The 24,822-nt window shown below is 42.3% G+C and carries 25 protein-coding genes and 1 tRNA gene; 12 read left to right on the top strand and 14 right to left on the bottom strand.

Going from position 1 to position 24,822, the window contains the following annotated elements; translation table 11 throughout:
- Window positions 1-98: 98 nt before the first annotated feature.
- Both KNQ14_RS05355 and KNQ14_RS05350 read left to right on the top strand, forming a co-directional pair.
- Window positions 99-941, top strand: coding sequence for a transporter substrate-binding domain-containing protein (locus tag KNQ14_RS05355; RefSeq protein WP_064299704.1), 843 nt, complete (start codon window positions 99-101; stop codon window positions 939-941).
- A 2-nt stretch (window positions 942-943) separates the two neighbouring features.
- Window positions 944-1,621, top strand: a complete 678-nt coding sequence (locus KNQ14_RS05350) for an amino acid ABC transporter permease (RefSeq protein ID WP_214859890.1) — start codon at window positions 944-946, stop codon at window positions 1,619-1,621.
- 81 nt (window positions 1,622-1,702) lie between these two features.
- Here KNQ14_RS05350 and KNQ14_RS05345 read toward each other — a convergent pair whose 3' ends face one another.
- Window positions 1,703-3,550 carry a putative bifunctional diguanylate cyclase/phosphodiesterase gene (locus KNQ14_RS05345; protein WP_214859888.1) on the bottom strand — a complete coding sequence of 616 codons (1,848 nt, stop codon included), beginning with the start codon at window positions 3,548-3,550 and terminating at the stop codon, window positions 1,703-1,705.
- A 139-nt stretch (window positions 3,551-3,689) separates the two neighbouring features.
- Between KNQ14_RS05345 and KNQ14_RS05340 the strand changes: the two genes are divergently transcribed.
- Window positions 3,690-4,319, top strand: coding sequence for an FMN-dependent NADH-azoreductase (locus KNQ14_RS05340; RefSeq protein ID WP_214859887.1), 630 nt, complete (start codon window positions 3,690-3,692; stop codon window positions 4,317-4,319).
- Here the strand turns inward: KNQ14_RS05340 and KNQ14_RS05335 are convergent.
- The 8 genes from KNQ14_RS05335 to KNQ14_RS05300 form a co-directional block, all read right to left on the bottom strand.
- Entirely contained in the window at window positions 4,316-5,191 is an 876-nt protein-coding gene (locus KNQ14_RS05335; RefSeq protein ID WP_214859886.1) for a helix-turn-helix domain-containing protein, read from the bottom strand. The genes KNQ14_RS05340 and KNQ14_RS05335 overlap by 4 nt on opposite strands.
- Window positions 5,192-5,219: 28 nt before the next feature.
- Window positions 5,220-6,086 carry a helix-turn-helix domain-containing protein gene (locus KNQ14_RS05330; protein ID WP_214859885.1) on the bottom strand — a complete coding sequence of 289 codons (867 nt, stop codon included), beginning with the start codon at window positions 6,084-6,086 and terminating at the stop codon, window positions 5,220-5,222.
- Window positions 6,087-6,123: 37 nt separating this feature from the next.
- Entirely contained in the window at window positions 6,124-7,005 is an 882-nt protein-coding gene (locus KNQ14_RS05325; RefSeq protein WP_214859883.1) for a helix-turn-helix domain-containing protein, read from the bottom strand.
- 82 nt (window positions 7,006-7,087) lie between these two features.
- Window positions 7,088-7,969 (bottom strand): helix-turn-helix domain-containing protein, encoded by an 882-nt coding sequence (locus KNQ14_RS05320; protein ID WP_214859880.1) that lies wholly within the window; start codon window positions 7,967-7,969, stop codon window positions 7,088-7,090.
- A 47-nt stretch (window positions 7,970-8,016) separates the two neighbouring features.
- Window positions 8,017-8,670 (bottom strand): hypothetical protein, encoded by a 654-nt coding sequence (locus KNQ14_RS05315; RefSeq protein ID WP_371743336.1) that lies wholly within the window; start codon window positions 8,668-8,670, stop codon window positions 8,017-8,019.
- Window positions 8,671-8,734: 64 nt separating this feature from the next.
- Window positions 8,735-8,914, bottom strand: a complete 180-nt coding sequence (locus KNQ14_RS05310; RefSeq protein WP_214859878.1) for a helix-turn-helix domain-containing protein — start codon at window positions 8,912-8,914, stop codon at window positions 8,735-8,737.
- Between the two features lie 12 nt (window positions 8,915-8,926).
- A complete protein-coding gene (locus KNQ14_RS05305) occupies window positions 8,927-9,814 on the bottom strand; it encodes a helix-turn-helix domain-containing protein (RefSeq protein WP_214859877.1) in 888 nt (295 codons plus the stop codon).
- 89 nt (window positions 9,815-9,903) lie between these two features.
- Window positions 9,904-9,974 (bottom strand) — tRNA-Thr (locus tag KNQ14_RS05300).
- 438 nt (window positions 9,975-10,412) lie between these two features.
- Here KNQ14_RS05300 and KNQ14_RS05295 point away from each other — a divergent pair.
- Entirely contained in the window at window positions 10,413-11,588 is a 1,176-nt protein-coding gene (locus KNQ14_RS05295) for a MalY/PatB family protein (RefSeq protein ID WP_214859875.1), read from the top strand.
- 260 nt (window positions 11,589-11,848) lie between these two features.
- Window positions 11,849-13,321, top strand: coding sequence for a sodium/proline symporter PutP (putP, locus tag KNQ14_RS05290; protein WP_214859874.1), 1,473 nt, complete (start codon window positions 11,849-11,851; stop codon window positions 13,319-13,321).
- A 56-nt stretch (window positions 13,322-13,377) separates the two neighbouring features.
- Here the strand turns inward: putP and KNQ14_RS05285 are convergent, their stop codons facing one another.
- Complete coding sequence (locus tag KNQ14_RS05285) at window positions 13,378-14,169, bottom strand: class I SAM-dependent methyltransferase (protein WP_214859872.1); 792 nt, start codon at window positions 14,167-14,169, stop codon at window positions 13,378-13,380.
- A 40-nt stretch (window positions 14,170-14,209) separates the two neighbouring features.
- Entirely contained in the window at window positions 14,210-14,524 is a 315-nt protein-coding gene (locus KNQ14_RS05280; protein ID WP_023468579.1) for a hypothetical protein, read from the bottom strand.
- 204 nt (window positions 14,525-14,728) lie between these two features.
- Between KNQ14_RS05280 and KNQ14_RS05275 the strand changes: the two genes are divergently transcribed.
- The 3 genes from KNQ14_RS05275 to KNQ14_RS05265 all read left to right on the top strand — a co-directional run bounded on the left by KNQ14_RS05275 (window position 14,729) and on the right by KNQ14_RS05265 (window position 16,465).
- Window positions 14,729-15,211, top strand: coding sequence for a GNAT family N-acetyltransferase (locus KNQ14_RS05275; RefSeq protein WP_064299696.1), 483 nt, complete (start codon window positions 14,729-14,731; stop codon window positions 15,209-15,211).
- A 124-nt stretch (window positions 15,212-15,335) separates the two neighbouring features.
- On the top strand, window positions 15,336-16,034 hold the full coding sequence (locus KNQ14_RS05270; RefSeq protein WP_029341956.1) for a queuosine precursor transporter: 699 nt from the start codon (window positions 15,336-15,338) through the stop codon (window positions 16,032-16,034).
- A gap of 59 nt (window positions 16,035-16,093) precedes the next feature.
- Window positions 16,094-16,465: a PilZ domain-containing protein gene (locus KNQ14_RS05265; protein WP_214747276.1), complete on the top strand. Its 372-nt coding sequence runs from the start codon at window positions 16,094-16,096 to the stop codon at window positions 16,463-16,465.
- A gap of 53 nt (window positions 16,466-16,518) precedes the next feature.
- Here the strand turns inward: KNQ14_RS05265 and KNQ14_RS05260 are convergent, their stop codons facing one another.
- Window positions 16,519-18,189 carry a glycoside hydrolase family 13 protein gene (locus tag KNQ14_RS05260; RefSeq protein WP_214859870.1) on the bottom strand — a complete coding sequence of 557 codons (1,671 nt, stop codon included), beginning with the start codon at window positions 18,187-18,189 and terminating at the stop codon, window positions 16,519-16,521.
- Window positions 18,190-18,413: 224 nt separating this feature from the next.
- Here KNQ14_RS05260 and KNQ14_RS05255 point away from each other — a divergent pair, with 224 nt between their 5' ends.
- Genes KNQ14_RS05255 through KNQ14_RS05245 form a run of 3 tightly spaced genes read left to right on the top strand, consistent with a single transcriptional unit; the run spans window position 18,414 to window position 20,347 of the window.
- Window positions 18,414-19,031: a hypothetical protein gene (locus KNQ14_RS05255; protein ID WP_214859863.1), complete on the top strand. Its 618-nt coding sequence runs from the start codon at window positions 18,414-18,416 to the stop codon at window positions 19,029-19,031.
- Between the two features lie 48 nt (window positions 19,032-19,079).
- Entirely contained in the window at window positions 19,080-19,874 is a 795-nt protein-coding gene (locus tag KNQ14_RS05250; protein WP_029341960.1) for a thymidylate synthase, read from the top strand.
- On the top strand, window positions 19,871-20,347 hold the full coding sequence (locus KNQ14_RS05245; protein WP_064299692.1) for a dihydrofolate reductase: 477 nt from the start codon (window positions 19,871-19,873) through the stop codon (window positions 20,345-20,347). Before KNQ14_RS05250 ends, KNQ14_RS05245 begins: the two co-directional genes overlap by 4 nt.
- Before the next feature lie 50 nt (window positions 20,348-20,397).
- Here the strand turns inward: KNQ14_RS05245 and KNQ14_RS05240 are convergent, their stop codons facing one another.
- Window positions 20,398-21,915, bottom strand: a complete 1,518-nt coding sequence (locus KNQ14_RS05240; RefSeq protein WP_214859860.1) for a GGDEF domain-containing protein — start codon at window positions 21,913-21,915, stop codon at window positions 20,398-20,400.
- An 80-nt stretch (window positions 21,916-21,995) separates the two neighbouring features.
- Entirely contained in the window at window positions 21,996-23,390 is a 1,395-nt protein-coding gene (gene fumC / locus KNQ14_RS05235) for a class II fumarate hydratase (protein WP_050677406.1), read from the bottom strand.
- Window positions 23,391-23,507: 117 nt separating this feature from the next.
- Here fumC and KNQ14_RS05230 point away from each other — a divergent pair, with 117 nt between their 5' ends.
- Window positions 23,508-24,812, top strand: coding sequence for a hemolysin family protein (locus KNQ14_RS05230; RefSeq protein WP_055968472.1), 1,305 nt, complete (start codon window positions 23,508-23,510; stop codon window positions 24,810-24,812).
- Window positions 24,813-24,822 lie beyond the last annotated feature (10 nt).

Raw genomic sequence — 24,822 nt, 5'->3', positions numbered from 1 at the left:
CTTTGTGCGCGTATTACTTTGCCCGAACATATGATTCCGTGGTATTTTTAACTATGAAAAGAGTTATTGATCATGGAAATAAAGAGAGGAATAATACGATGAAAAAAACAATGCAATTTACGGGTCTCTTGATCGCAGGAAGCTCGATTTTATTAAGCGCATGTGGTCAGCAAGAGGAGAAGGCAACCGCATATGATAAGATTCAAAAAGAAGGAACGATCGTCGTCGCGACGGCTGGTACACTTTTTCCGACATCTTATCATGAAGAGAAAAACAATAAGTTGACTGGATTTGATGTCGAAGTCGTCAAAGAAGTAGCAAAACGTCTTGATTTGAAAGTGAAATTCAAAGAGATGTCATTCGACGGTATGTTGACAAGTGTTAATACGGGTCAAGTTGATCTTGCCGCTAACGACATTACGATCACCGATGATCGTAAAGAAAAATTCGCGTTCTCAAAACCATATAAATATACGTATGGTACGGCAATCGTCCGTAAAAGTGATTTGTCAGGCATCAAGTCTCTTGAAGACTTAAAAGGGAAAAAAGCTGCCGGAGAAGCTACAACGACGTATATGCAGATTGCTAAAAAATTCGGTGCAAAAGAAGTCACGTACGATAACGCGACGAACGATCAGTATCTACGCGATGTCTCAAATGGTCGAACAGACGTTATCTTGAATGATTACTACTTGCAAACACTCGCTGTCGATTTCTTCAAGGACTTCGATATTACGATTCATCCTGATATCGCTTATAATCCAAGTCAGGTTGGTTTAATCATGGATTTAGATAACAAGGAACTTCAATCCAACATTAACGAACAACTCGATAAAATGAAGGAAGATGGCACATTAAAAGAAATTTCGAAGCAATTCTATGCCGGAAAAGATGTCTCCCAAATGCCTGACGTCAAAACGACGATTGTCGATGTGAACTAACGATGTCTTCAATTGATTGGCGGTCCGTCTTCAATCCGGAATTGGCGGTCGAATCGTTTCCTTATATTTTGAGTGGATTGGGACAGACGCTATGGATTTCCTTGCTCAGCATGGCCATTGGTCTCGGAATCGGGTTAATCCTTGCCCTTTGCCGTCTGTCTCACCTTCGACTTTTACGCATCGGAGCGAGCGCTTATATCTCGTTCATGCGTGGTGTTCCGATTCTCGTGTTGCTGTTCATGTTGTATTTTGGACTGCCGGTCATCAATATTCAACTTGACGCGTTAACAGCAGCCATCACCGGTTTTAGTTTGAACAGTGCTGCGTACATGGCGGAGATCATTCGCTCCTCCTTGTTGTCGATTGATCGTGGTCAAGAAGAGGCGGCAGCGTCACTCGGTTTATCCAGGTATCGGACGTTTGTCGGCATCATTTTGCCACAAGCGATCCGGATTGCCATCCCACCACTCTCAAACGTTTTGCTTGATCTGGTTAAAGCTTCATCGCTTGCTGCCATGATTACAGTTCCTGAGATTTTTCAAAAAGCAAAAATCGTCGGTGGGCGCGAATTCGATTATATGACCGTCTATTTTGTCGTTGCGTTCATTTACTGGGGAATCTGTTCTTGTATCGCAGTCATTCAAGAGATTCTCGAACGTCGGTTTGCGCGGTATCTGTGATTCATTGATATACAGTTATACAAACAGGCGATGGACTATGTCCATCGCCTGTTTCCTTTCTTTTTTTGATATACCATATCGTCAGCCTTCTCGATATATCGTCAAAAAGTGTTCTAATTGTCTTGGTTGTAACGGGCGATGGAAGAGATATCCTTGCAACGTATGACATCCCAATCGCTCGAGCAATACCGCCTCTTCTTCTAATTCAATCCCTTCAGCTACAATTGTCATATCTAATCGCTTTCCTAACTGAATGATCGTCTCGATCATTGCTCGTTTCTTCTCTGAATGAATGGCTTCTTGAACGATTTCTTTTGGAATCTTCAATTGATCGAACGGTAACTCCACTAACGATTGCATCGATGAGAATCCCGTTCCGAAGTCATCGAGCGCAATCCGGATCCCGTATAAATGAAGTGCGTTTAATGTCTCGATGATTTGCTCTGTTCCTTCAATGAAGATGTGTTCTGTCATCTCGATTTCGAGTAATGACGGAGGGAAGCCAGACTGTTTTAAGATCCCCAATACGCGATCCATAAAATCAGATTGACGTAATTCCCACGGTGAGACATTCACGGAAATCGTTAACGGCTCCTTTCCCTCTTCCAACCATGCTTTTCCTTGGAAACAAGCTTGACGCATGACCCAAACGCCTAATGTCTCAATGAAACGTGTCCGCTCCGCAAGTGGAATGAACTCATTTGGCGGAACGAGACCATATTCCGGATGATTCCAACGAATCAATGCTTCGACTCCTGTAATTTGACGCGTTTTTGCATTGACCTGAGGTTGAAATAAAATAAAAAAGTCGCGATCCAGCTCTGCATCGTATAAGTCGCGTGTTAATTGAAGCGCCCGTTTTCGTTCATTTTGTGTCGCTAAATCTGTAATTGCATACGTATTTTTCCGATTGGATTTAGCTGTGAATAAGGCAATCTCCGCATCATTAATGACATGGTCCGTCGTTTCGTCATTTACATAGGAAACACCGATACTTGCAGTGACGTTAATCTGTTTAAAGTCAATTTGAACGCGCTCTGATACACTCGATAAAATATCGTCACAAAGAGTTCGTGCATCGTAATGGTTTGGAGCATGCAGTAAAAAAGCACTTCCGCTCGCTTTCGCAATCGTACAATCCGGAAAGCGATTCATTAACCGACGACCAATGATGTGCAAAGTGCGGTCACCTGTCCGGTAACCAAAAGCATCATTGACGGTTTTAAAATCATCCAGATCAACAAGACAAATCATGTCGCCTTCTCGTTTTTTCTTGTCCACTTCTATGACAAAAGAAGAACGGTTCGACAAACCTGTCACAGTATCCGTAAATGCTTGTTCTTGTAAACGTGCTAAGTAGTCAATATTACGTTCAAGACGGGTAACGTATTGATTATGGATTAATAAACTGATGATCGTCGCAATTAAGATAAGTCCAATTCGTGCGATATGATCAGACGCAAACATCGTAACGTTTTCTAATGAAGGAGTTTGATACCAGATATAGAGTAGGGAGATTGTCGTGATGCTCGTTGCGTATAACAACATCGTTCGGTTAATAACAACAAGAGACGCTAAAATGAAAAGTAGTGCGCATGCCCAAACGGACTGAACGCCTCGATCAATGAATGGATAATAAATATAAGGAATCAATAAGAAAATACTCGACATCATATGTGGCTTCAATCGATCCGACAATGTACTTTTACCAATGAAATATTGCACGATTCCAGCACTTGCAATGACGATTGCTCGCACCCAATCGGCTCCATCTAAACCGGAGCGACTAAATATATTCGCAACAATGTATAAAACGGCACCACAACTCGTCAACACAAAAATGATCATCCCGAACAACTGATAATTTGCCCGAATTTCTCGATGATATTGCAGACTATCGGAAGAACGTCGCTGTGTATTCACCGCCATCCCCTCTTTCTAGTTCCTGTCGTTTATTTTCCTTATCAGAACCAAAATAAAACCTGAATTTTCTAAAAATAATAAAATGTGGAGAAGTCATGATTTTGAGCAGAATGGGAATAGATAAGTATAGAAAGGAGTAATGTTTATGTCACATTTACTATTCATTGAAGCGAACGATAGCACACATCAAAAAAAAGGCATTAGCTCTGAATTGAACGATGCCTTTTTGAACACGTATCGCGAATCACATCCGGATGATACAGTTACGGTTTTGAATTTATTCGAAGAACGTCTTCCCTTCTTCGACTTGAAACTTGCGAGCGCAGCAGGTCGTCTCTTTAAAGGCGAGGAATTAACTGGAGAGGATGCGACACATGCGCAGCGACTTCAGGAATATTTAAACGGGTTTTTAGACGCCGACAAGGTCGTCTTCTCGTTTCCAATGTGGAACTTGACGGTTCCAGCACCACTGCACAATTATATGGATTACCTTGCCCAAGCTGGTCAAACGTTTCGTTATACGGCAGAAGGTTCGATCGGACTTGTTGAAGACAAACAAGTGCTGTTGATTCATTCACGTGGTGGTGATTATTCGACGAAAGAGAAAGCATCGAGTGAACACGCTGTTCGCTACATGCTCGATCTATTAGCATTCTTTGGCATTGAAGATGTATCGACTGTCATTCTCGAAGGACATCAGCAATACCCGGAACGTGCAGCTGAATTAATCGAACAAGCACTGCAAGAGTGCCGACAATTCGGTCGTAAGTTTTAAATGGTGAAAAGAACGTACTCTGCATGTTCTTCCAGAAGTATTTTTTCGTGAAGTGGCATATCAAATGCTCGAAAGACAGAATAGGCCATCGTAAAATCACGTTGGATAGCTGAAAGATCGCCATTTAGTTGTTGAGTGAAATATCCTCGCTGATAATAAAAGTGACCTAAGAAATGACCATCTTCTATTTGAAGACTCTCTTGAATACCTTGTTCGGTGATTTTTAGACCGGCAAGGTATTTTTTTTGCATTAATAGTTGTTGTCCATAATTATATAAAATCTTGATGCGAACTTTTTTCAATTCGATGGATGGATAATTCGAATGAATCAATGTTTGAAAGATACTCTCCGCTAAATCGAAGTCACCGTGTTCAACATACAAATTTGCTATCGCCATCTGAACTCTTACATACAGAGTAGCTGATTCAAACCAAAGGTGTTCTTTATTGAGTAATCGTCCGAGCGCTTGAATGGCTTTTAGATAGTGAAGTTGACCACTTTTTTCCTGAACGATGACTTGATAATATGCTACTAAATCACGAACTTCCTCAAAATCAACCGTTGAAAGAACATGTTCGATCATCTTTAAAGCATCAACGTATTGATTAGTCCGCAATAGTTCTGCTAATTGCTCGTCATACGTTTGAAAAACATCACTTCGTAAATGATCTTGAAACAACATCGACAATGGTACCTTTAATCGTTTTGCGACTTGTTGTAGCAAATCGATGGTGGGTGAATTTTTACCATTTTCGATTTTACTGATTTCAGCTTGGCTACAAATGCCCTCACACAATTCTGCTTGTGTAATCTTTTTTTCTTTTCGAAGCCGCTTGATTTCATAACCAATCGAGACGGGTAAGTGATCCATTATATCATCCTTTCTTTCACTTCCATCCTCACATTTGAAAGTGGAGAAATTGTTTTTTACCTTTTAAGACTAACGCGGCATGATTCTCATTGCCGAAGGCAGTAAAAAGTGAATAGGCATGAGTAAACGCATCATGGATATCACACTTTCGATAATTCAATTCTTCATAGAAACATCCTCTTTGATAAAAGAAATGTCCTAACATCGCTGTATCTTTTCGTTCGATGGATAAACAAATTCCTTGTTCAGTAACCTGTAGTCCTGTTTTGAAGTCATTTTGAAAATACAACTGTTGCGCATGATTATATATGATTTTACACTGTAATTTTTTGAGTGCGTATGTAGAATACTCATACGTTAATAAATCTTCGTAGATTTTTCGTGCATATGGATATTGACCGTTCAAATAATAATAGTTCGCGACTGACATTCGAATACGTAAATAAAGAACAGGATACTCTATTTCCATTTGGTGTTCATCCGATAAGCGAAGCAATTGGGAGATACATGTCCGGTAATCGATATCTTTTTTACCTTCGCGAGCGACCCAGTCAAAATATTGAATCAATAATTGAACGGAAGAAGGAAGACTAGTCGGTAAACGTTTCATAAATTCTAGCATTTCATCATAACGACGTTGCCTAGAAAAGTCCGACAGTTGTACGTCATAGTCCTGAAATAGCTTTACTTCATTTGAATCGATGAAGATTTGATCCATTGAAATATGTAATTTTTGAGACAAACGTTGAACAAGATCGATCGTTGGAATTATTTTTCCATTTTCAATCTTACTTAATTCCGCTTGACTACATACACCCTTTGCTAATTCTTTTTGTGTTAAATTTTTCTCGATTCGTAGTTGTTTTATCTGTATACCAAATGACTCGATACGCAATCTTCCTCCTCCTTTCTTGTATTTTTTAGTCATGATCTTAGTCCAGTACAGATTGTAAATAAGAACCTTTCGTCTTTAGAACGATGGTAGCGTATTGTTTCATCTGAAAAGCAGAGAATAATTCATACGCCATCGTATAATCATATTTCATCTGCGTGACGTCCGTATCCATCCGTTCATGAAACTCACCACGTTGATAATACAAATGTGCTAAATAGGAAGTCTGTCTCAATTGTCGACTGAGCTGTATGCCTTCCTCGATGATACGAAGACCCTTTTGAGACTGATCCATTTTATATAATAATTTTGCATAGTTATAAAGGATCTTTAGTCGCTCACTCTTCAGACCACTGATTTCTGTAGTAATGCGTAATACTTCATCATATATTTTTTCTGCTTGTTGGTACTGTCCGCATTCCGCATATAAAATGGATAATGCCATCTTGATTCGAAAGTAAAGCATCGGATCTTTCACCCATAGATCCTCTCGGTCCATCCATCGCGTAAATAAAACGGAGGTCGTTCGATAATCAACTTGTTTTTTTCGATATGCAATCACAATTTCATAGTAGGTCATTAATCGTCTTATTTCATCAGAAGATTCACTTACTGAGATTTTTTTCATTTCATGAAAACATTCATCGAAAGCATTCTCGCGTAGTAAGGTACTAAGTTTTTGATCAAGGATATTTACCTGCTCCAATTGATGTTCAGAATTGCTCTTTAATAATTCTGATATAGGAACACGAAGTACTGTTGCGAGTTGTTGTAATAATTCCACAGTCGGCATCGTCTTCCCGTTCTCGATCTTACTAATTTCAGCTTGACTACAAATCCCTGCACTCAGATCTTTTTGCGATAACCCATTCAATTGTCGGAAAAATTTTAGTTTCTTACCAATAGGATGTTCGTCCTTCATCTCATCACCTCTTTAAAATAACGAGTTGCACTTTTCATGAAAAAACCTTCTTGTTTACCAAGAAGGTTACGTATCCTTTTTATTAATTCTCAAAAGTGAACAACATATACCGTTCCTTCATACGAAGAATCATTTTCTTTCGAACGTCGTGCTCAAATGCATGAAATAGTGCATAGGCGACTGAATACTGTTTTTGGAGTGACTTCTCATCCTCACCTGAGTATTCATCATAATGAGCGAGTTGATAATAAAAATGACCGAAGAGAAATGTATGATTATGCATCAAGCATAACTCATATCCTTTTTTTGCGATGACGATACTTTCCTCAGACTTCCCTTGGTACTCAAGAATCTGACAATGATTGAAGTAAATTTTCAATAGCGCATTTAGATGGATAGTGGACTGAAGAACTTCGATTTCATTTTCTAATTCCTGATACACGGATTCCGTTAAATGAAATAAGTCCTGCTCTGAATACATATTCGCAATTGCCATTTTGATTCGAATGTACAATTGAATGGACTGAGACCAGACTTCTTTTTCAATCAACAAGTTGCTGAGTAGGCTTGCCGCTGCCCGAAAATCGATTCGATTTTGCTTTAGGTCAATGATCGTCTTGATGTAGCTTTTTAAAATGTCGATTTCGACAATGCTATCCTTTTCTTGCTGGTGAATTCGCTCTAACGCCTCTTTGTATTTCTCTTCTCGAAGCAAATCGGATAAGAATCGATCTAGTTGAAAGAACTTTTCCTCATCGGTATGTTCTTGAAACAACAAAGAGATGGGAACTTGCAACCTTACAGCAAGTTGTTGTAATAAATCAACAGTCGGAGAATTTAACCCGTTTTCAATTTTACTAATTTCAGCTTGACTACATAAATCAGCACATAGTTCTTTTTGAGAATACCCCTTTTGAACACGAAATCGTTTTAAGTTTTCTCCAATTGGATTAGCATTAACCATTTTATCAAATCCTCCAAATATCTTAAAACGTCACATTGTGTTTTGAATCATGCTTCGTGTTTAACGGTAGACTCAAAAGTAAACAATAAATAATCTTTCTTTAAGTCAATGACTAATTGTTTCGTCGTTTGAAATTCAAATGCGTGTAACAATGTATAAGCTATCGTATATGTCTTTTGAAATAAAGCGTTACCGACAGCTTCTTGATAATTTCCTAATTGAAAATAAAAATGCCCTAACAGAAAAGCCTGTTGAGATTCTAAGCATAAATTAATTCCTTTTTGAATAAACACATTGGCTTCTTCAAATAAATCTTGATACAAAAGAATTTGAGCATGATTAAAATAGATTTTTATCAAAGAAGTAATACATAAGGAACTTTTGAGTCGTTCTAATAGCGTTTCAATGTCGGAATAAGTACCTGTAGTTAAATGATATAACTCATGTTCAGCATATATATTGGCAATTGCCGTTTTAATCCGAATGAATAAAGAAATGGATTCGTTCCAAACATCATACTCGTTTAAAAGGTTACTTAATAAGGAAGTCGCTGTTCTAAAATCAAACCGATTTTGTTTCATATCCACGATGATCTGAAAGTAAGCACTTAATATGATTAAATTCATATTCGTTTTGTAATCATACTTTGAAATGAGTTGTATGATTTGATCAAAATTCTCTTCTCGAAGTTGATCTGAAATAAATTTATCAAAAAAATCTATTTCTTCATTAGCTTGAGGATTCTCGAATAAAAGTGCAATCGGACTAATTTAAACGAGCGGTAATTTTTTGTAATAATTCTACGGTTGGTGAATTTAAACCGTTCTCGATTTTACTGATTTCAGCTTGACTACAAATACCCTCACATAGTGCTTGTTGAGTCAATTGCTTTTCGATACGCAATTGTCTGGTTTTTGCACCGATTGATGAAGTTAAATCATCCATCTTTATCATTCCTCACTCACTTTCATCTACAGGAAATAGCAATAGATCTGATAAATGTGTTTCAAGAATTTTTCGGTATGCGTGATTATTCGTCGCCATGAAAAATGAGTAAGCAATTGTATACGCTTCTTTAATACTGTTCTCGGAAGCGTTTAACGCTTCTAAAAAGAAGCCCTTTTGATAATAAAAGTGACCAATGTATGTTAAATCTTCTAGCTCTTTGGTTTCTTTTATAGCGTGTTCAACTTCTTTTAATCCTTCCTCGAATCGCTTTAGCCGATATAAGTTGCGTAAGTAATTATATATGATTTTCATTTTAATTTTTTTATACTCGCGTGTACGGTAAGGTAGTTTTAATAACTCTTCGTAAATTTGATGAGAATGCGTGTAATCCCCATGATTCGTATATAAAACAGCGATTGCCATCTGAATTCTAGTGTAGAGAAGAAATGACTTTTCAACTAAACTTTCTTCAATGACTAATTTTAGTAACGCAGAAATACATGTTCTAAAATCGATGTTTTCTTTTTCATGTAATAATAGCTTTTGATGATATCGAATTAACACTTGAATTTCAAATTCAGTATTTGATTTCGCATATTCTTCTAAATCCCTTTCCATAGCTGAGTAAGTTTTCTCTCTCATATGGCGCAGCATTCTTTGATCAATTTCATTTAACTTTTGTGATACGATTTCATCTTCAAAAAACAATGAAATCGGGATGCGTAGTCTTCGACAAATCTGCTGTAACAAATCAATCGTTGGAGAATTTCGACCATTTTCGATTTTACTGATTTCAGCCTGACTACAAATTCCTTCACAAAGTGCTTTTTGTGTCATTCCTTGTTTTTTTCGTTCTTGCTTGATTTTATCACCAACAGAATGAATGACTGGATGCATAGAGGTCACTCCTCAAATCAAAAATATCGAACTCATGAAAAAAGTCTTCCGTTTCAAGTATATATCACTTGAGACGGAAGACGTGTCTATGCTTCCGGCGAGAATCGAACTCGCACTGCAGCATTACCATTGCTGAGGTCTGCCATTAACCTACGGAAGCTTGCAAAACCTGATTCTAGTATAACTTATAAAAAAAGACAAAACAAGAAGTCGATGCTTTTCAGATCAACTTCTTGTCACTAATTTACAATGTAGTTTTCGTTAGCGAGTTATCATAGACGACTAAAACTGAATAATGTTCATCCGCTTTAGACGCAACGAATGTTGAAAATTTTAATGTAATGATGGCGTTCGATCCGACCCCATTATTTTCAAAAAATTCATTTAGTCTCTGCTCTAACTCCTCAGGCGATCGCCCGACGACTACTTTAGAATGCAACATGATCATCACTCCGTTTCGTTATGGTAGGTTCGAGTTTAGTAATTACCTGATCGTATAAATGTTAAACCTTTATTTTTTTCGACTTGCCCCACACTCTCTCTATCCGCTATGGTGAAATGGAGTCATTCAACTATTGAAGAACAGGAGTGAAGTCTGATGGAACAAATCAATTTTGATGAAACGATCGAGAAACGAAATACTGGATCCGTCAAGTGGGACGGGCTCCCTTCGCTATATGGATCAGATGAGCTAATTCCGATGTGGGTCGCCGACATGGACGTTCGTCCACCACACCATTTGACAGAACGATTGACTAGACGTGCTGCTACAGGTCATTTCGGTTACTCGATGTTTGAAGACGAAGCAAAACGAGCGATTCAACAATGGTTTCAAAAGCGATATGACGTCACAATCACTACTGATACCATTCTCTACTCGAGCGGTGTCGTTCCAGGACTTGCGCATACCGTCCTCGCATTGACTGAACCGAGTGATGAAATCATCATCCAGACACCGGTCTATCCTCCATTTCATCAAATCATTCAGTCTAATCAACGACAACTCATTGAAAATCCGCTTCTTTTAGACGGTGAGACGTATCAGACAGACTTTCCACTTCTCGAACGGCAAATGCGAACAGCACGTATGATGATTCTCTGTAGCCCGCATAATCCAAGTGGTAAGGTCTATCCGAGAGAAGAATTACAACAAATCGTCGAACTCGCGAAGCAACATGATGTTTATCTTGTATCCGATGAGATTCATGCGGACCTCGTCTATACAGGTTCCGTTCACACCCCTATTCTCGGTTTGGATTATGAAAAACTCATTTTAGTGAGTGCACCATCCAAAACGTTCAATATTCCGGGGCTATATGCGTCTTATTTGATTGTACCTGACATCTCGATTCGTCAACAGATCGAGCGTATCCAGCAACGTCATTTCGTTCACCCGAATGCATTAGCTTCGACTGCGATTACAGCAGCGTATGGTGATGTTGCGAGCGAGCAATGGCTGTCACAATTACTTATGTATTTAGAAGACAATCGTGACCACGCCATCCGTCGGATTCGCCAAGAGATGCCAAAATTAGACGTCGTCATTCCAGAAGCAACTTTCCTGTTGTGGATCGACTTCAAAGCACTAGAACTAGATAGTAAAACACGATCAGATTGGCTCGTCAAGGAGGCAAAAATCGCTCTAACGCATGGTTCTTCGTTCGGATCTGGTGGCGAAACGTTTGAACGTTTAAATATCGGTTGTCCTCGTGCACAATTAGATCAGGCACTAGACCGTTTAAGCGCCGCATACCAACAGTTTTGGACCAATTAACGTGACATAAATGATCCTAATTTATTAGGGTCATTTATGTTTTATTTCATTATTCTGAATATTTGGATTAGTAGAACTTCAACAGGGACTAAAACCGTCCCAACCCCTTAAGGCACTAGGCGTGGCGGCACTTTTCATGAAAATGAAGTGACTTGCAAAGTCGTTTTATCCCCTGTAAGGTGGGGAACATATCATTTGGCGAACAAGTCAATACATGCTTGATCGCTGAAAAAACTATTGCATTTGGAGGATTTAACTTTATGACGCAAGAATGGATTTCGATCATCCTGTATCTTGTTCTCATGTTGGCAATCGGTTATTTTGCCTACAAGCGAACGACGAATACAGAAGATTACATGTTAGGCGGACGCGATCTCGGTCCAGGTGTCACAGCACTCTCTGCTGGTGCATCGGATATGAGTGGATGGATGCTCATGGGACTTCCCGGCGCCATGTATGCAACAGGTGTATCAGCCCTTTGGCTCGCACTCGGTTTATTGATTGGATGTTACGTAAACTACATCGTACTCGCACCACGTTTCCGTCTCTATACAGAAATGGCAAACGACTCAATTACGATCCCTGATTTCTTAGAGAATCGTTTTGAAGACAAATCACGCGTGCTTCGTACCGTATCAGCACTCGTTATCATCATCTTCTTTACGTTCTACACATCAGCCGGAATCGTATCTGGCGGAAAATTGTTCGTCAGCTCATTTGGATTTGATTACCACTATGGTATGCTCTTGACGATTGCGGTCGTAATCGCCTACACACTTTTCGGCGGTTTTCTCGCAGTTAGTTGGACCGATTTCGTCCAGGGCTGTATCATGTTCATCGCACTCGTTCTTGTACCGATCGTCGCATTGACAGACGTCGGCGGAGTCGATGGTGCATACAACTACGCTGAAAAATTAGACCCTTCGTTGTTTGATCCACTTAAAGGAACAACAGTTCTTGGAATCATCGGATTCCTTGCTTGGGGACTTGGTTACTTCGGTCAACCCCATATCATCGTCCGCTTTATGGCGATTCGTTCTGTTAAAGATTTAAAAAGTGCCCGTCGTATCGGGATCGGCTGGATGTTCGTCTCAATCATCGGTGCCATGATGACAGGACTTGTCGGAATTGCTTATTTTGAAGGACAAGGAAATGGACTCGGTGACCCGGAAACAGTATTCATCCGTTTCTCGGATGTACTATTCCACCCGTATATCACAGGATTCCTAATGGCTGCGATTCTTGCAGCAATCATGTCGACGATTTCATCACAATTACTCGTTACTTCGAGTGCGTTGACAGAAGACTTTTATAAGACGTTCTTGAAAAAAGACGCATCGGATAAAGAACTCGTCCTGACAGGTCGAATTGCCGTTCTTGTCGTTGCCGTCATCGCAAGTATTCTCGCGTGGAATCCGTCAGCGACGATTCTTGCACTTGTCGGTTATGCATGGGCTGGATTCGGTTCTGCCTTTGGTCCGATCATCTTGCTTTCTCTCTACTGGAAACGGATGACGAAACAAGGCGCACTAGCTGGTATTATCTCAGGTGCCTTGACTGTCATCATCTGGGTTCAACTTGGACTTAGTACGACGCTTTATGAAATGGTACCTGGATTCTTCACAAGCTTGATCTTTACGGTCGTTGTCAGCTTGATGACGAAACAACCGGTCAATGCCGTTCAGGAAACGTTTGAAGAGATGGAAGACGAATTAAAAGACGCAGTTCAATAATCAGCGAATAGCAAGTAAGACCTCTGCCGTATGATTGGCAGAGGTCTTTTTTTGATCTACAGTTCAATCACGCCATAATGCAACTTCGACGTCTTCCGCTTTGTTCGTTCGAACCCAAACCGTCCAAACAAGGGACTCTCATAATGTGCTTTTAACACGATGCGCTGACGTGCCACACGCTTCGCCTCCACCATCGCTTCCTCGGATAAGGCTTCATAGTTCGCAAGCGTTCGTAAAGCGTCGAGATGTGTCGATTCTTCGACAGTCTGTTCGAACATAGGATCAAAGTAGATGACATCAAAGGAATTATCCGGACATTCTTTCAAATAAGCGAGATGGTGTTTGACTTTCACTTCAATTCGTCGCATCGCTTGATTGATCGGTTCGTAGGATTCTTCCCACCGTTTTAATCCGTTCTTGACGACAAATGCTGTCTCAACGCGGCTTTCTAAGCCGGTGATCCGCCCTCGCTCTCCGATGGCATGACTCATGACAATGGCATCTGCTCCAAGACCAAGTGTGCAGTCAAGCACACGCATCCCTTCCGATAAGCGTCCGATCGCAACGAGAGGGTCGCCTCCTCCTGCATCAATTTGTTTGATGCGAAACACCGCACTCGAAGGATGGAAAAAGAACGATGTCGCCTCGCCTAGTGGATATAAATCAAGCCGTTGTTTATCGACGACAAGCACCGGTAATCCTGTCTCCTGTTGCAAGTGTTCTATGCTTTTTTTCTGACGCACGACGTAGATAAAATGTATCGTCTCATCCGCTAACAACTGCTTCACACGATGATGCACGTCGTCAGTCGGACGAAGACATGTCGTCAGTCCAATGGTTGGTTTCATAATGTGTCCTCCACAAAAAAATAAGCTAGCCGGAGCTAGCTCATTTCTTTTTCTTCAATAATCCTTCGATATCTTCAATCAATGCTTTTTTCGAAATCAGGTCTTCTTGCTTTTCCTGTTCGACTTTTGCATCGACCGTCGTCCGCTTCATGAGTGCCTGAAGCGTCTCATCGATGCTTGACTTCAAATGATCGCGGTCTTCTTTATTAAGGGAAAGATCATGTTGAACTTCATCCCCTTGTTCATCTAATTGGCGTAAGCGTTCCGTCAATTGTTTCGCTTCACGATTCAAGTCCGAATACAATCGTTCGATTTGCTCTAGACGCAATTTGATTCCGTCACGTTCTGTGAACACGTTTTCCAGCCCCTTCCAGTATGCAGTTGTCTACATCATTACTTTACCATATTCCGAGGTAATTAAAACAATCACAAGATGATTACAGAATGACTTTTTTTAGATTTCTTCCTGCGAATCGACTCCAGTTAATTTTTGCAATTGCACAGAGGGTATCGCTATAATGTAAACGAAGCATCAATTGGGATGAGGGAGGATTTTGTGATGGAATTGAGACGTCGAACATTACGTCATGTCGATCAAGCTGAGTACGATCATTTCTTGAAGTATGGCGAGCAAGCATATGGACTGACTCCGCAAGAAATCAAAGGGTATGACCATGAGCTTGGAGAAGAGCGGGCTTTTGATTCCGTCGAGCACAGTTATCCTGAAGATTATTACTTTGATATCGTTGAAGCGGATACGATCGTGGGGCGGGTTTTGCTCTTAAAAATGGGTCACTACTTCCAACTCGACTTCATGGTGTTTGATCCCTATACGCGTCGGGGTCTAGCTACTCAAGCAGTTGCTGAAGCATTGACGTATTCTGGGGTACTAGATCGTCACGAAGTACGTGCGCGTGTCCTTGAACAATCACCGCACGCTTCGTTTGCAAAACGCATTTTAGAAGCGAATGATTTTACATCGACAGAGAACTATTACGTCAAAGGAAGACGTCGTCGATACTCGCTGCAACGAATGGGCTAAAGACCGTCCGAAAGACCATGAAACTCATGGTCTTTTTTAATGCCCTCATCGCTTCATCACCTTTGACAGTTGATCGATTTCAGCGTACAATTTTCATTTGTATGAACAGAAAGGAGTACATCTCATGAACGAATGGTTATGGATCCCTTCCATTTTCTTAACGATGGGATTATTGATTTTCAGTTATTATTTATTTGGTAAGACAGGATTGTTGATGTGGATTGCCATCGCAACAATCATTGCAAACATCCAAGTTACACAAACCGTCGATATTTTTGGTTTCGTCTTCACGTTAGGGAATGTCGTATATGGCAGTTGTTATCTAGCGACAGATATCCTCAATGAAAAATACGGAAAACAGGTCGCTCGTAAAGGAGTCTATATGGGGTTCTTCTCCCTGATCACGACGACCGTTCTCATGCAGTTCAGTCTCTTATATACACCACTTGCTGATAAGGCTGCACTCGAAACATCCGATTCCTTGCATTTATTGTTTGGACTCTTACCATGGATTGCTGTTGGTAGTCTTGCCGCTTATCTTGTCTCGCAACTATTCGATGTCTTTATTTATTCAAAGATCCGTCAGAAGACAGGCGAACGGAAGCTTTGGTTACGGACGACAGGGTCAACTGTATTAAGTCAATTGCTTGATACGTTGACGTTTTGTGCGATCGCCTTTCACGATATGCCCTTCTCCATCTGGTGGCAAATCTTCATTACGACGTATCTCGCGAAATTCGTTGTCGCTTGGTTCGCGACACCATTCATGTATTTAGCAAAACGTATCCATCCGACGAAACAATCGACAGACGCTGCTGCATGACCTAAAAAAAACTAGAAGACTTGACGAAATTGTCGGATAATGGGAGTGGAGGTGCCTACATGAAAATCAAACGCAATGAACCGTTTCGATATACGCTGAAGACTCCTATAATTGGTGAATTTTACTTGCTCAAAGATGAACAGCGTACACCGAAAGGGTTGATGAAGATTCATAATATCTCACCGAACGGACTAGCAATCAGCACAGAACTAAAACTTCCACTCCTCAAATCAATGAAAATCGTCGTTGAATTCTCATTGATTGAAGGACAAGTGCCACTATGCATCGAAGGGTTTTTATTGCATGAGAAGCCTTCCGGTCCTGGGCGGTTGTACGGTATCCATCTCAATTCGACAACAACTGATCGTGAAAAAATCATTTCACAAGTGAAACAGATCGCGAAATCAGAACGTTCCCTTCTTAATGATTAAAATGGCATTGCCCCTACATATGTAAGGGCAATGCCATTTTTTATCGAAACAATTTATGCGTCAAACGTACGGAAGACGACGGCCTCATAAGGTCGAAGTGTGAGTTCGTCGGTAACAACGGACCCATCATAGTTTCCAATGACCCGATCTGACGTATCATGCGTAGACGGAATATTCACATCATGATCCGCAAACGAACAGTAGACATACCAGGTCTCCCCTTCAAGCGTTCGTGAGTAGGCGTATACTTTTGGATGATCTTCGAGTAAGAGTTCATAGCGACCATAGACGACGAGCTCATGGTCATGTCGTAGACGAATCAACTGTTGATAGTAATAAAAGATGGATTGCTCATCTGCAAGCGCCTGTTCGACGTTGATTTCCGGATAGTTCGGATTGACCTTCAACCATGGTGTTCCCGTTGAGAAACCAGCGTTCTCCGACGCATCCCACTGCATCGGTGTCCGCGCATTGTCGCGTCCTTTGATATGGATGGAACGTAGTAGTTCAGCCGGTGATGCCCCTTGTTCCGTACGTTCTTTCCACATGTTCCGAATTTCGATATCTTCATAGTCCGCGATGTCTTCAAAAGCGACGTTCGTCATGCCGATTTCCTCGCCTTGATAGATATATGGCGTCCCTTTTAACAAATGCAACAATGTAGCAAGCATCTTAGCTGACTCGACGCGGTACGTCGTGTCATTTCCGAATCGACTGACGACGCGGGGTTGATCGTGGTTGTTCCAATAGAGCGAGTTCCACCCCGTCTCATGTAAGGCCGTCTGCCATTTGGTGAAGTTTTGCTTGAGTTTGAGTAAATCAAACGGAATGACGTCCCATTTCCCGTTCGGACCTGAATCAAGATCCATATGTTCGAACGTAAAGACCATGTTGACCTCTTTACGTGCCGGATCCGTGTAAAGAATGGCATCATCCGTCGTCGCTCCTGGCATCTCACCGACTGTCAGGACATCGTATTTACCGAAGGAAGCTTCGTTCATCTCGTGTAAAAACTCATGGACACGTGGTCCGTTGATATAATGTTCTCCACCATCTCCATACAGTGCTCCTGGATGGACCGTCGCATCTGGTAAGCCAGGTGTCTTCGAAATCAAGTTGATGACGTCCATTCGGAAACCATCAATCCCTCGATCCAACCAGCGACGAATCATCCCGTACACATCGTGACGCATCTGCTCATTTTCCCAGTTCAAGTCAGGCTGCTTCTTCGAGAATAAGTGAAGATAGTATTCATTCGTTGTTTCATCATATTCCCAGGCAGGTCCAGAGAAAATCGACCCCCAGTTGTTTGGTAGAGAACCGTCTGGATTTGCCGGGCGCCACATATAATAATCCCGATATGGATTGTCCTTGCTTTGACGCGATTCCGCGAACCACTGATGTTCATCTGACGAATGATTGATGACAAGGTCCATGACGATTTTGATATCTCGTGCATGTGCCTCATCTAGAAGACGATCAAAATCATCCATCGTCCCGAATTCCTTCATGATGGCTTCATAATCACGAATATCATAGCCATTATCGTCATTCGGTGAATCATAGACAGGACTTAGCCAAATGACGTCGATACCAAGTGTCTTCAAATAATCCAACTTTTCGATGATTCCGTTCAAGTCACCGATTCCATCCCCATTCGAATCATTATAACTACGTGGGTAAATTTGATAAACGACACTATCATGCCACCATTTACGTTCCATCCTCAACACTCTCCTCTTTTATGTACGTAACGTGCTACATATTGAGCAAACGATTGCATCAATTTGTAAAAGCGCTTTCAATTCTCACAACGTCATCTTAACATGTCCATGAGAGGTGCTCAAGCAAGAACCTTAACATATTTGATATCATGAAATATGAAATACAAGTGTTTACTACATCCAAGATGATGGGAAAGAAAGGTATGAGAAAGGAGTGTGGATAAATGTATCGTCGATATTTGCTCTTCCTTGTCTGGGCGATTGCTATTGTCTTCATCTTATTATTTGGAAATAATCGTGTCTTTCCAGAAGGTTTCTTGATGTCGTTTTTACGTTTCGACCAAAGTCAATTTGATACATCCGCGTTAAGTTTATTTGCCTTACTCGGTATTTATCCGTTCGCTTTCTTTTTACTATTTCTAGATGAGAAACGATTCATGCGCCCGGGACCGCTCGTCGCAAGTATTGGATCGTTCTTCTTAGGTGCCTTCGTGTTGATGCCTTATGTCGCCCTCGCTATTCCAAGGAAAACGTTTCTTCCTTTTCGTCGTCGCGGGTGGATTCCTACCGTCGCCGCCTTACTTAGCGTAGTGACGACATTATTGCTTTGGATTGCTCTTGCTCGATCTGATTGGAGTATATTCCGCATCTACTTTGAGACCAATCAATTCGTTCGAACGATGACCGTCGATTTGTTATTATTCTACATTCTGCAAGTCTATCTGCTCCGGCGCATTCGTGTTCGGAATGCACAATCATTAGAGTGGCAAGACGTGATTCCGCTCTTTGGCTTATTTCGTTATCTATTCGCAAGACATTTACCGACATCCTCAAAATCTTAATTTATGGTACAATGAAATTTGGATTTTTCGAAAAGGAGATGTCATCCGATGGAACAATATCATGCACTTTGCGAACACATTTTGGAACACGGAACAAAAAAGGAAGACCGGACGGGAACGGGAACACTCAGCGTGTTTGGTCACCAAATGCGCTTCTCCCTTCAAGATGGTTTTCCTCTCATTACGACGAAAAAGTTACATATGAAGTCGATCATTCATGAGTTGATTTGGTTCATCTCGGGTGATACGAATATTCGTTATCTACAGGAAAATGGTGTGCGGATTTGGAACGAATGGGCCGATGAGAACGGAGATCTAGGTCCTGTTTACGGGGCACAATGGCGCTCTTTTCCACGTCCAGATGGCACGACGGTCGATCAGCTGGCACAAGTCATTGAACAGATCAAAACGAATCCGGATTCTCGTCGTTTGATCGTCAGTGCTTGGAATCCTGGACAAGTCGATGAGATGGCTTTACCACCTTGTCATCTCTTGTTCCAATTTTATGTCGCTGACGGAAAACTATCATGCCAATTGTATCAACGTTCAGCTGATGTTTTCTTAGGCGTACCATTCAATATTGCATCTTATGCGTTACTGACACATATGATTGCTCATGTGTGTGGACTTGAAGTCGGAGACTTCGTTCATACGCTCGGTGACGCTCATATCTATTCAAACCATGTGGAACAAGTCAATCTTCAGTTGACGCGTACCCCGAAAAAATTACCGACGCTGCGCTTCGCACGAACGGTCGATCGTATCGAAGACTTCCGCTTCGAAGACATCATTATTGAAGGCTATGATCCTGATCCGCACATTAAAGGTGTGGTAGCCGTATGATCACACATATCGTAGCGTATACGAAAAATCATGTCATTGGTCGTGACAATGCGATGCCTTGGCATCTTCCAGCTGATTTGGCTCACTTCAAGCGTACGACGATTGGCAAACCGATCATCATGGGACGAAAGACGTTCGAATCCATCGGACGACCGTTGCCCGGTCGAGAGAACATCGTCATTACGCGCGATCAGACGTTTGCAGCCGAAGGTGTAACGGTATGGCATGATCTATCTGCTTTACAACCATACGTCGATTCAGAAGAAGAAGTCTTTTTGATTGGTGGTGGAGAGTTGTTTGCTCAAACGCTTCCTCTTGCTCGCCGCCTGTATGTCACTGAAATTGATACGGTTCTTTCTGGAGATGTACATTATCCCGAAATCCCATCTTCATTTCAGATTACTTCCGAAACACATTATGATGCGGTCGAGGGAAACGATTATCCGTTCATCATTCGTCGATATGATCAGTAACTAAAAAACAGCCACATTGCTCCGTATGACGGACAAATGTGGCTGTTTTTTTAAGGAATTTGCATAATCCATTCAGCAATCCATTCCTCCATATCAGAATCGAACTGTGAGGTCATGATATAGTCTGTCGCACCGCATGATAGCGCATTGGCTAAACGATCGTCTTCTTGATTTGTCACGATCAAAGCATCAATGATCGATTCCCGTTGTTGTCTCCACTCCTCTAATCGTACAAAGTTCTCGCTTGCTAACTGATCGAGTGAAAGAATCGCCAATTGTATTGGCGACGTCCGTTGATCGTCTAGCGAAATCACCTCAATATGGTATTTCGGATGATCCGGCATATCAAGCGTATGTACCTGTTTAAGGAATCCTTGCTCGACACGGATATAGACCGGTATTTTTTCGATCGATATCGCTGTTGAATAGGACACCACTTGATTACGGCCGTTACGTTTCGCTTGATACAGAGCTTCATCTGCCTCTGCTGTTGCTTGCGCCAGGGATGTGTGGAGATCAAAAGCAAAAGACAGACCAATCGAAACTGTTACTTTTAATCCGTTCGCAAAAATATGGCGCTCGACACGCTCGCGAATTTTATTCATACTCGCAACTGCTTGCGGTACTGTTTCTGCTGAAAACAATAAGATGAATTCCTCACCACCGAAACGAATGAATTCATCATCGAGACGAGCGGCTTGTTGAACGACGGTAGCTAGTTCGGAGAGGACCAAATCCCCCGTTGGATGTCCATGTAAATCATTGATCCGCTTAAAATGATCGATATCAAAAATCGCTAACCCAAATGTCCGCTGTTCACGTTCGAGACGTGCTACGCGACGATCATAGGCACTTTGGAGGTATTTCCGGTTATAAGCTCCCGTCAGTTCATCGACTAAGATCGTCGAAGATACGACCCTTAATTTTCGTAATAGTCTCGCTAGACGAACATGTCGTTCTTCATTCGTCACTGTCTCATCCCAGTAGTCATCAGCTCCCATCTCATAGCTGACTTGACGAATGTCAGACCGGTTCGGACCTACGATGATGACGGGAACGAATGCTGACTCCATTTGTTTGATCAGTTTTTGAGTCAATTCTAAGGATTCCGCGATAGATGCATGGTCGATGATGACAGCATCCATAGCAATATCATGTGATATCGACAACGTGTCTTCCACCGAACTGAAGAATCGTGACATATAGCGCTCCTGTTCGAGCGATTTCTTCCATTTGATATTCTCAAGAAATCGTCTTGTCACAGTGACGACCAATTCTTTTCGAATCCGATTGGCGCGTGAGCGTTCAGACAACTGATCGACGATTGGCCGCAGTAATTCTTTAACGATCGGCTGAGTGATGACCGCATTCATTTGTTCCCACGTCGCTTTTTCCCGACTCACTTGATCGGCAAGTCCTTTAAACAGTTCCTCTCTCCCGAGCCCTTCAAGCCAGCTTGCTAATGCGAGCAATTCTGTCCGTGGCACGGTCGGCATCCGAAGTAACGTCTCCACCATGATGATCGTCTGTTGCAGTTGTTTTTCTATCCGTTTTCGACTCCGTTCCATCCAATTCCCTCTCTTTCCATACATCCGAAGAACCGTCCTCGGATAAAGAGAAAGCGAGGGAATTCCCCCGCTTTTTCAACTCACGCTTTTAAGTTCGGACGGACCATATCTGCTGGTACGATCCATTGATCATATTGTTCTTCTGTTAGTAGACCAGTCGCAAGTGCTGCTTCTTTTAAGGTTGACCCGGATTGATGCGCTGCCTTTGCAATTTTCGCCGCATTCTCATATCCAATGTGCGGGTTGAGTGCAGTGACGAGCATCAACGAACGTTCGACGTTCTCAGCGATGACGGACTGTTCTGGTTCGATTCCGATCGCACAGTGGTCATTGAACGAATGCAAGGCGTCTGTCAGTAAGCGAACGGATTGTATGAAGTTATACATGATGACCGGCTTGAAGACGTTTAGTTCGAAGTTTCCTTGACTTGCAGCAAAACCAATCGTCGCATCGTTTCCAAGGACTTGCGCAGCGACCATCGTCAACGCTTCACTTTGAGTCGGATTGACTTTCCCAGGCATGATTGAGCTTCCCGGCTCATTTTCTGGAATCGTGATTTCGCCGATCCCTGCTCGTGGACCTGATGCGAGCCAGCGAACGTCGTTTGCGATCTTCATCGCGTCCATCGCTAACGCTTTGACCGCACCATGCGTAAAGACGAGTTGATCGTGGCTTGTTAGGGCGTGGAATTTGTTTTCCGCACTCGTGAATTCATATCCCGTTTCTTCACTCATCTTTTGCGCAGCCAAATCACCGAACTCAGGATGTGCGTTGATGCCCGTTCCAACAGCCGTACCGCCGATTGCTAATTCCGTTAACGGATCAAGCGTCCGTTCGATCATTTGCTTCGAAAGTGCAAGCATCCGGACCCAACCGCTGATTTCTTGACCGAGTGTGATGGGTGTAGCATCTTGCAAGTGTGTCCGTCCGATCTTGACGATATCTGCAAACGCGTTCGCTTTTTCGTCAAGTGTCGCATGCAAAGCATCGATTGCTGGGAATAGTGATTCCAACAAGACTGTCTTCGCCGCTAAATGCATCGCTGTCGGATATGTATCATTTGAACTTTGTGATTTGTTGACGTCATCATTCGGATGAATCGTCGTCTCACTGCCTTGTTCTTTCAACTTGCGTGTCGCGACCCGAGCGATCACTTCGTTGACGTTCATATTTGACTGTGTACCTGAACCCGTTTGCCAAACGACAAGCGGAAACTCATCATCGAATTTCCCCGCGATGATCTCGTCACATACTTCAGCGATGACACCCGCTTTTTCTGCCTCAAGCACGCCTAAGTCGCGGTTCGCAAGCGCCGCTCCTTTTTTCAGGACTGCAAAGGCACGAATGACTTCAATCGGCATTTTTTCCGTTCCGATCTTAAAGTTTTCTAGACTACGTTGTGTTTGTGCGCCCCATTCCTGCGCTTCTGGTACACGAATTTCCCCCATCGTGTCACGTTCTACACGGTATTCCATAAACAAATTCCCCCTTTTGATTATTTCTCTTTTAGTTTAACGCAAAAGTAGACAGAATGGGAATGAGAGAGACAGTTTTGGGGAATAGTTTATTATCGAAAAAGGAGTGAAGATTTCATGTGGTTGATTAACTTAACGATTGTACTGCTTTTGATTCTAGCAAACGGTATTTTTGCGATGACCGAACTCGCTTTACTTTCCTCAAAACGGTCGAAATTAGAGAAAGCAGCGAATGATGGCAAAAAGTCAGCCCATGTTGCGTTAGAGTTACTTGATCGACCAACCGATCTGTTATCGACTGTTCAAGTCGGCATCACGTTAATCGGCATCGTCAATGGTGCCTTTGGTGGTGCCGCTCTCTCAGGACCGGTCATCAAGTGGCTTGCTCAATTCGCGTGGCTCGCCCCTTATGCCAGTACGATCGGCTATATTCTAGTCGTAACGATCATCACCTATATTTCACTCGTCATCGGTGAACTCGTTCCTAAGCGTGTCGCCCTTGTCAGTCCAGAACGGGTCACGATGTGGCTTGCCCCACCGATGCGTTTTTTCTCGATTGTGCTTCGACCATTCATTTGGGTTCTAAGTAAGTCGACGAGTTCCATCTTCCGTTTGATTGGTCTGGATCGCCTGCAAACAGAAGACGAGACGGAAGACGAAGTTCGGCAATTACTGATTCGTGGTACGCAAGAGGGAACCTTCAATCGGTCTGAAGCGGAGCAAGTCTCTCGTGTGTTTGATTTTCATGATTTGTACGCGTACGAACTGATGGAGCCGCGTACCGTTACCGAATGGATTGACTTAGCGGATGACTCCGATACGATCTTACAAGAGCTCCGGCAAGCGCGACATCGAAACTTACCGGTTGGTCATGGTGACTTGGATCACTTCGTCGGTTTCATCGATGCGAAAGAGGTGCTATCAACGGAACGACCTGTTCAAGAACTTGAACGGCTGATTCAATCACCGCTGATCGTTCCCCGTCAATTAAAAGCAACCGTCTTGCTTGAACGGATGCGCAAAGAGACGGTATCAATCGCATTTGTTCTCGATGAATACGGTGGTTTCCTCGGCATGATCACCTTATTCGACATCCTCGAAGCATTCGTTGGCGAAATTTCAAGCGTTGAGGAAGAACCGGAACTCGTCATGCGAAAGGATGGCTCCTTCCTAGCGGATGGTCTATTGCACATCGATGATTTAAAGCGGACGCTCGGTTATACAGAAGACTTACCCGGTGAACAGTTGAACGCCTATCATACGGTTGCTGGTTTGATTCTATATACGTTAGGTGATGTCCCCTCCCGTGGGAGTACTGTCGAAATTGGACCGTACCGGTTTGAAGTCGTTGATTTAGACGGACGACGCGTCGACCAAATTCTGATCGAGCGAATCGAACATGAACAAACACCCCTACCGTGAGGATAGGGGT

This window comes from Exiguobacterium sp. s161 (assembly GCF_018619045.1).
Classification (GTDB): domain Bacteria; phylum Bacillota; class Bacilli; order Exiguobacteriales; family Exiguobacteriaceae; genus Exiguobacterium_A; species Exiguobacterium_A indicum.
This window is presented reverse-complemented; position numbering and strand designations above follow the sequence as displayed.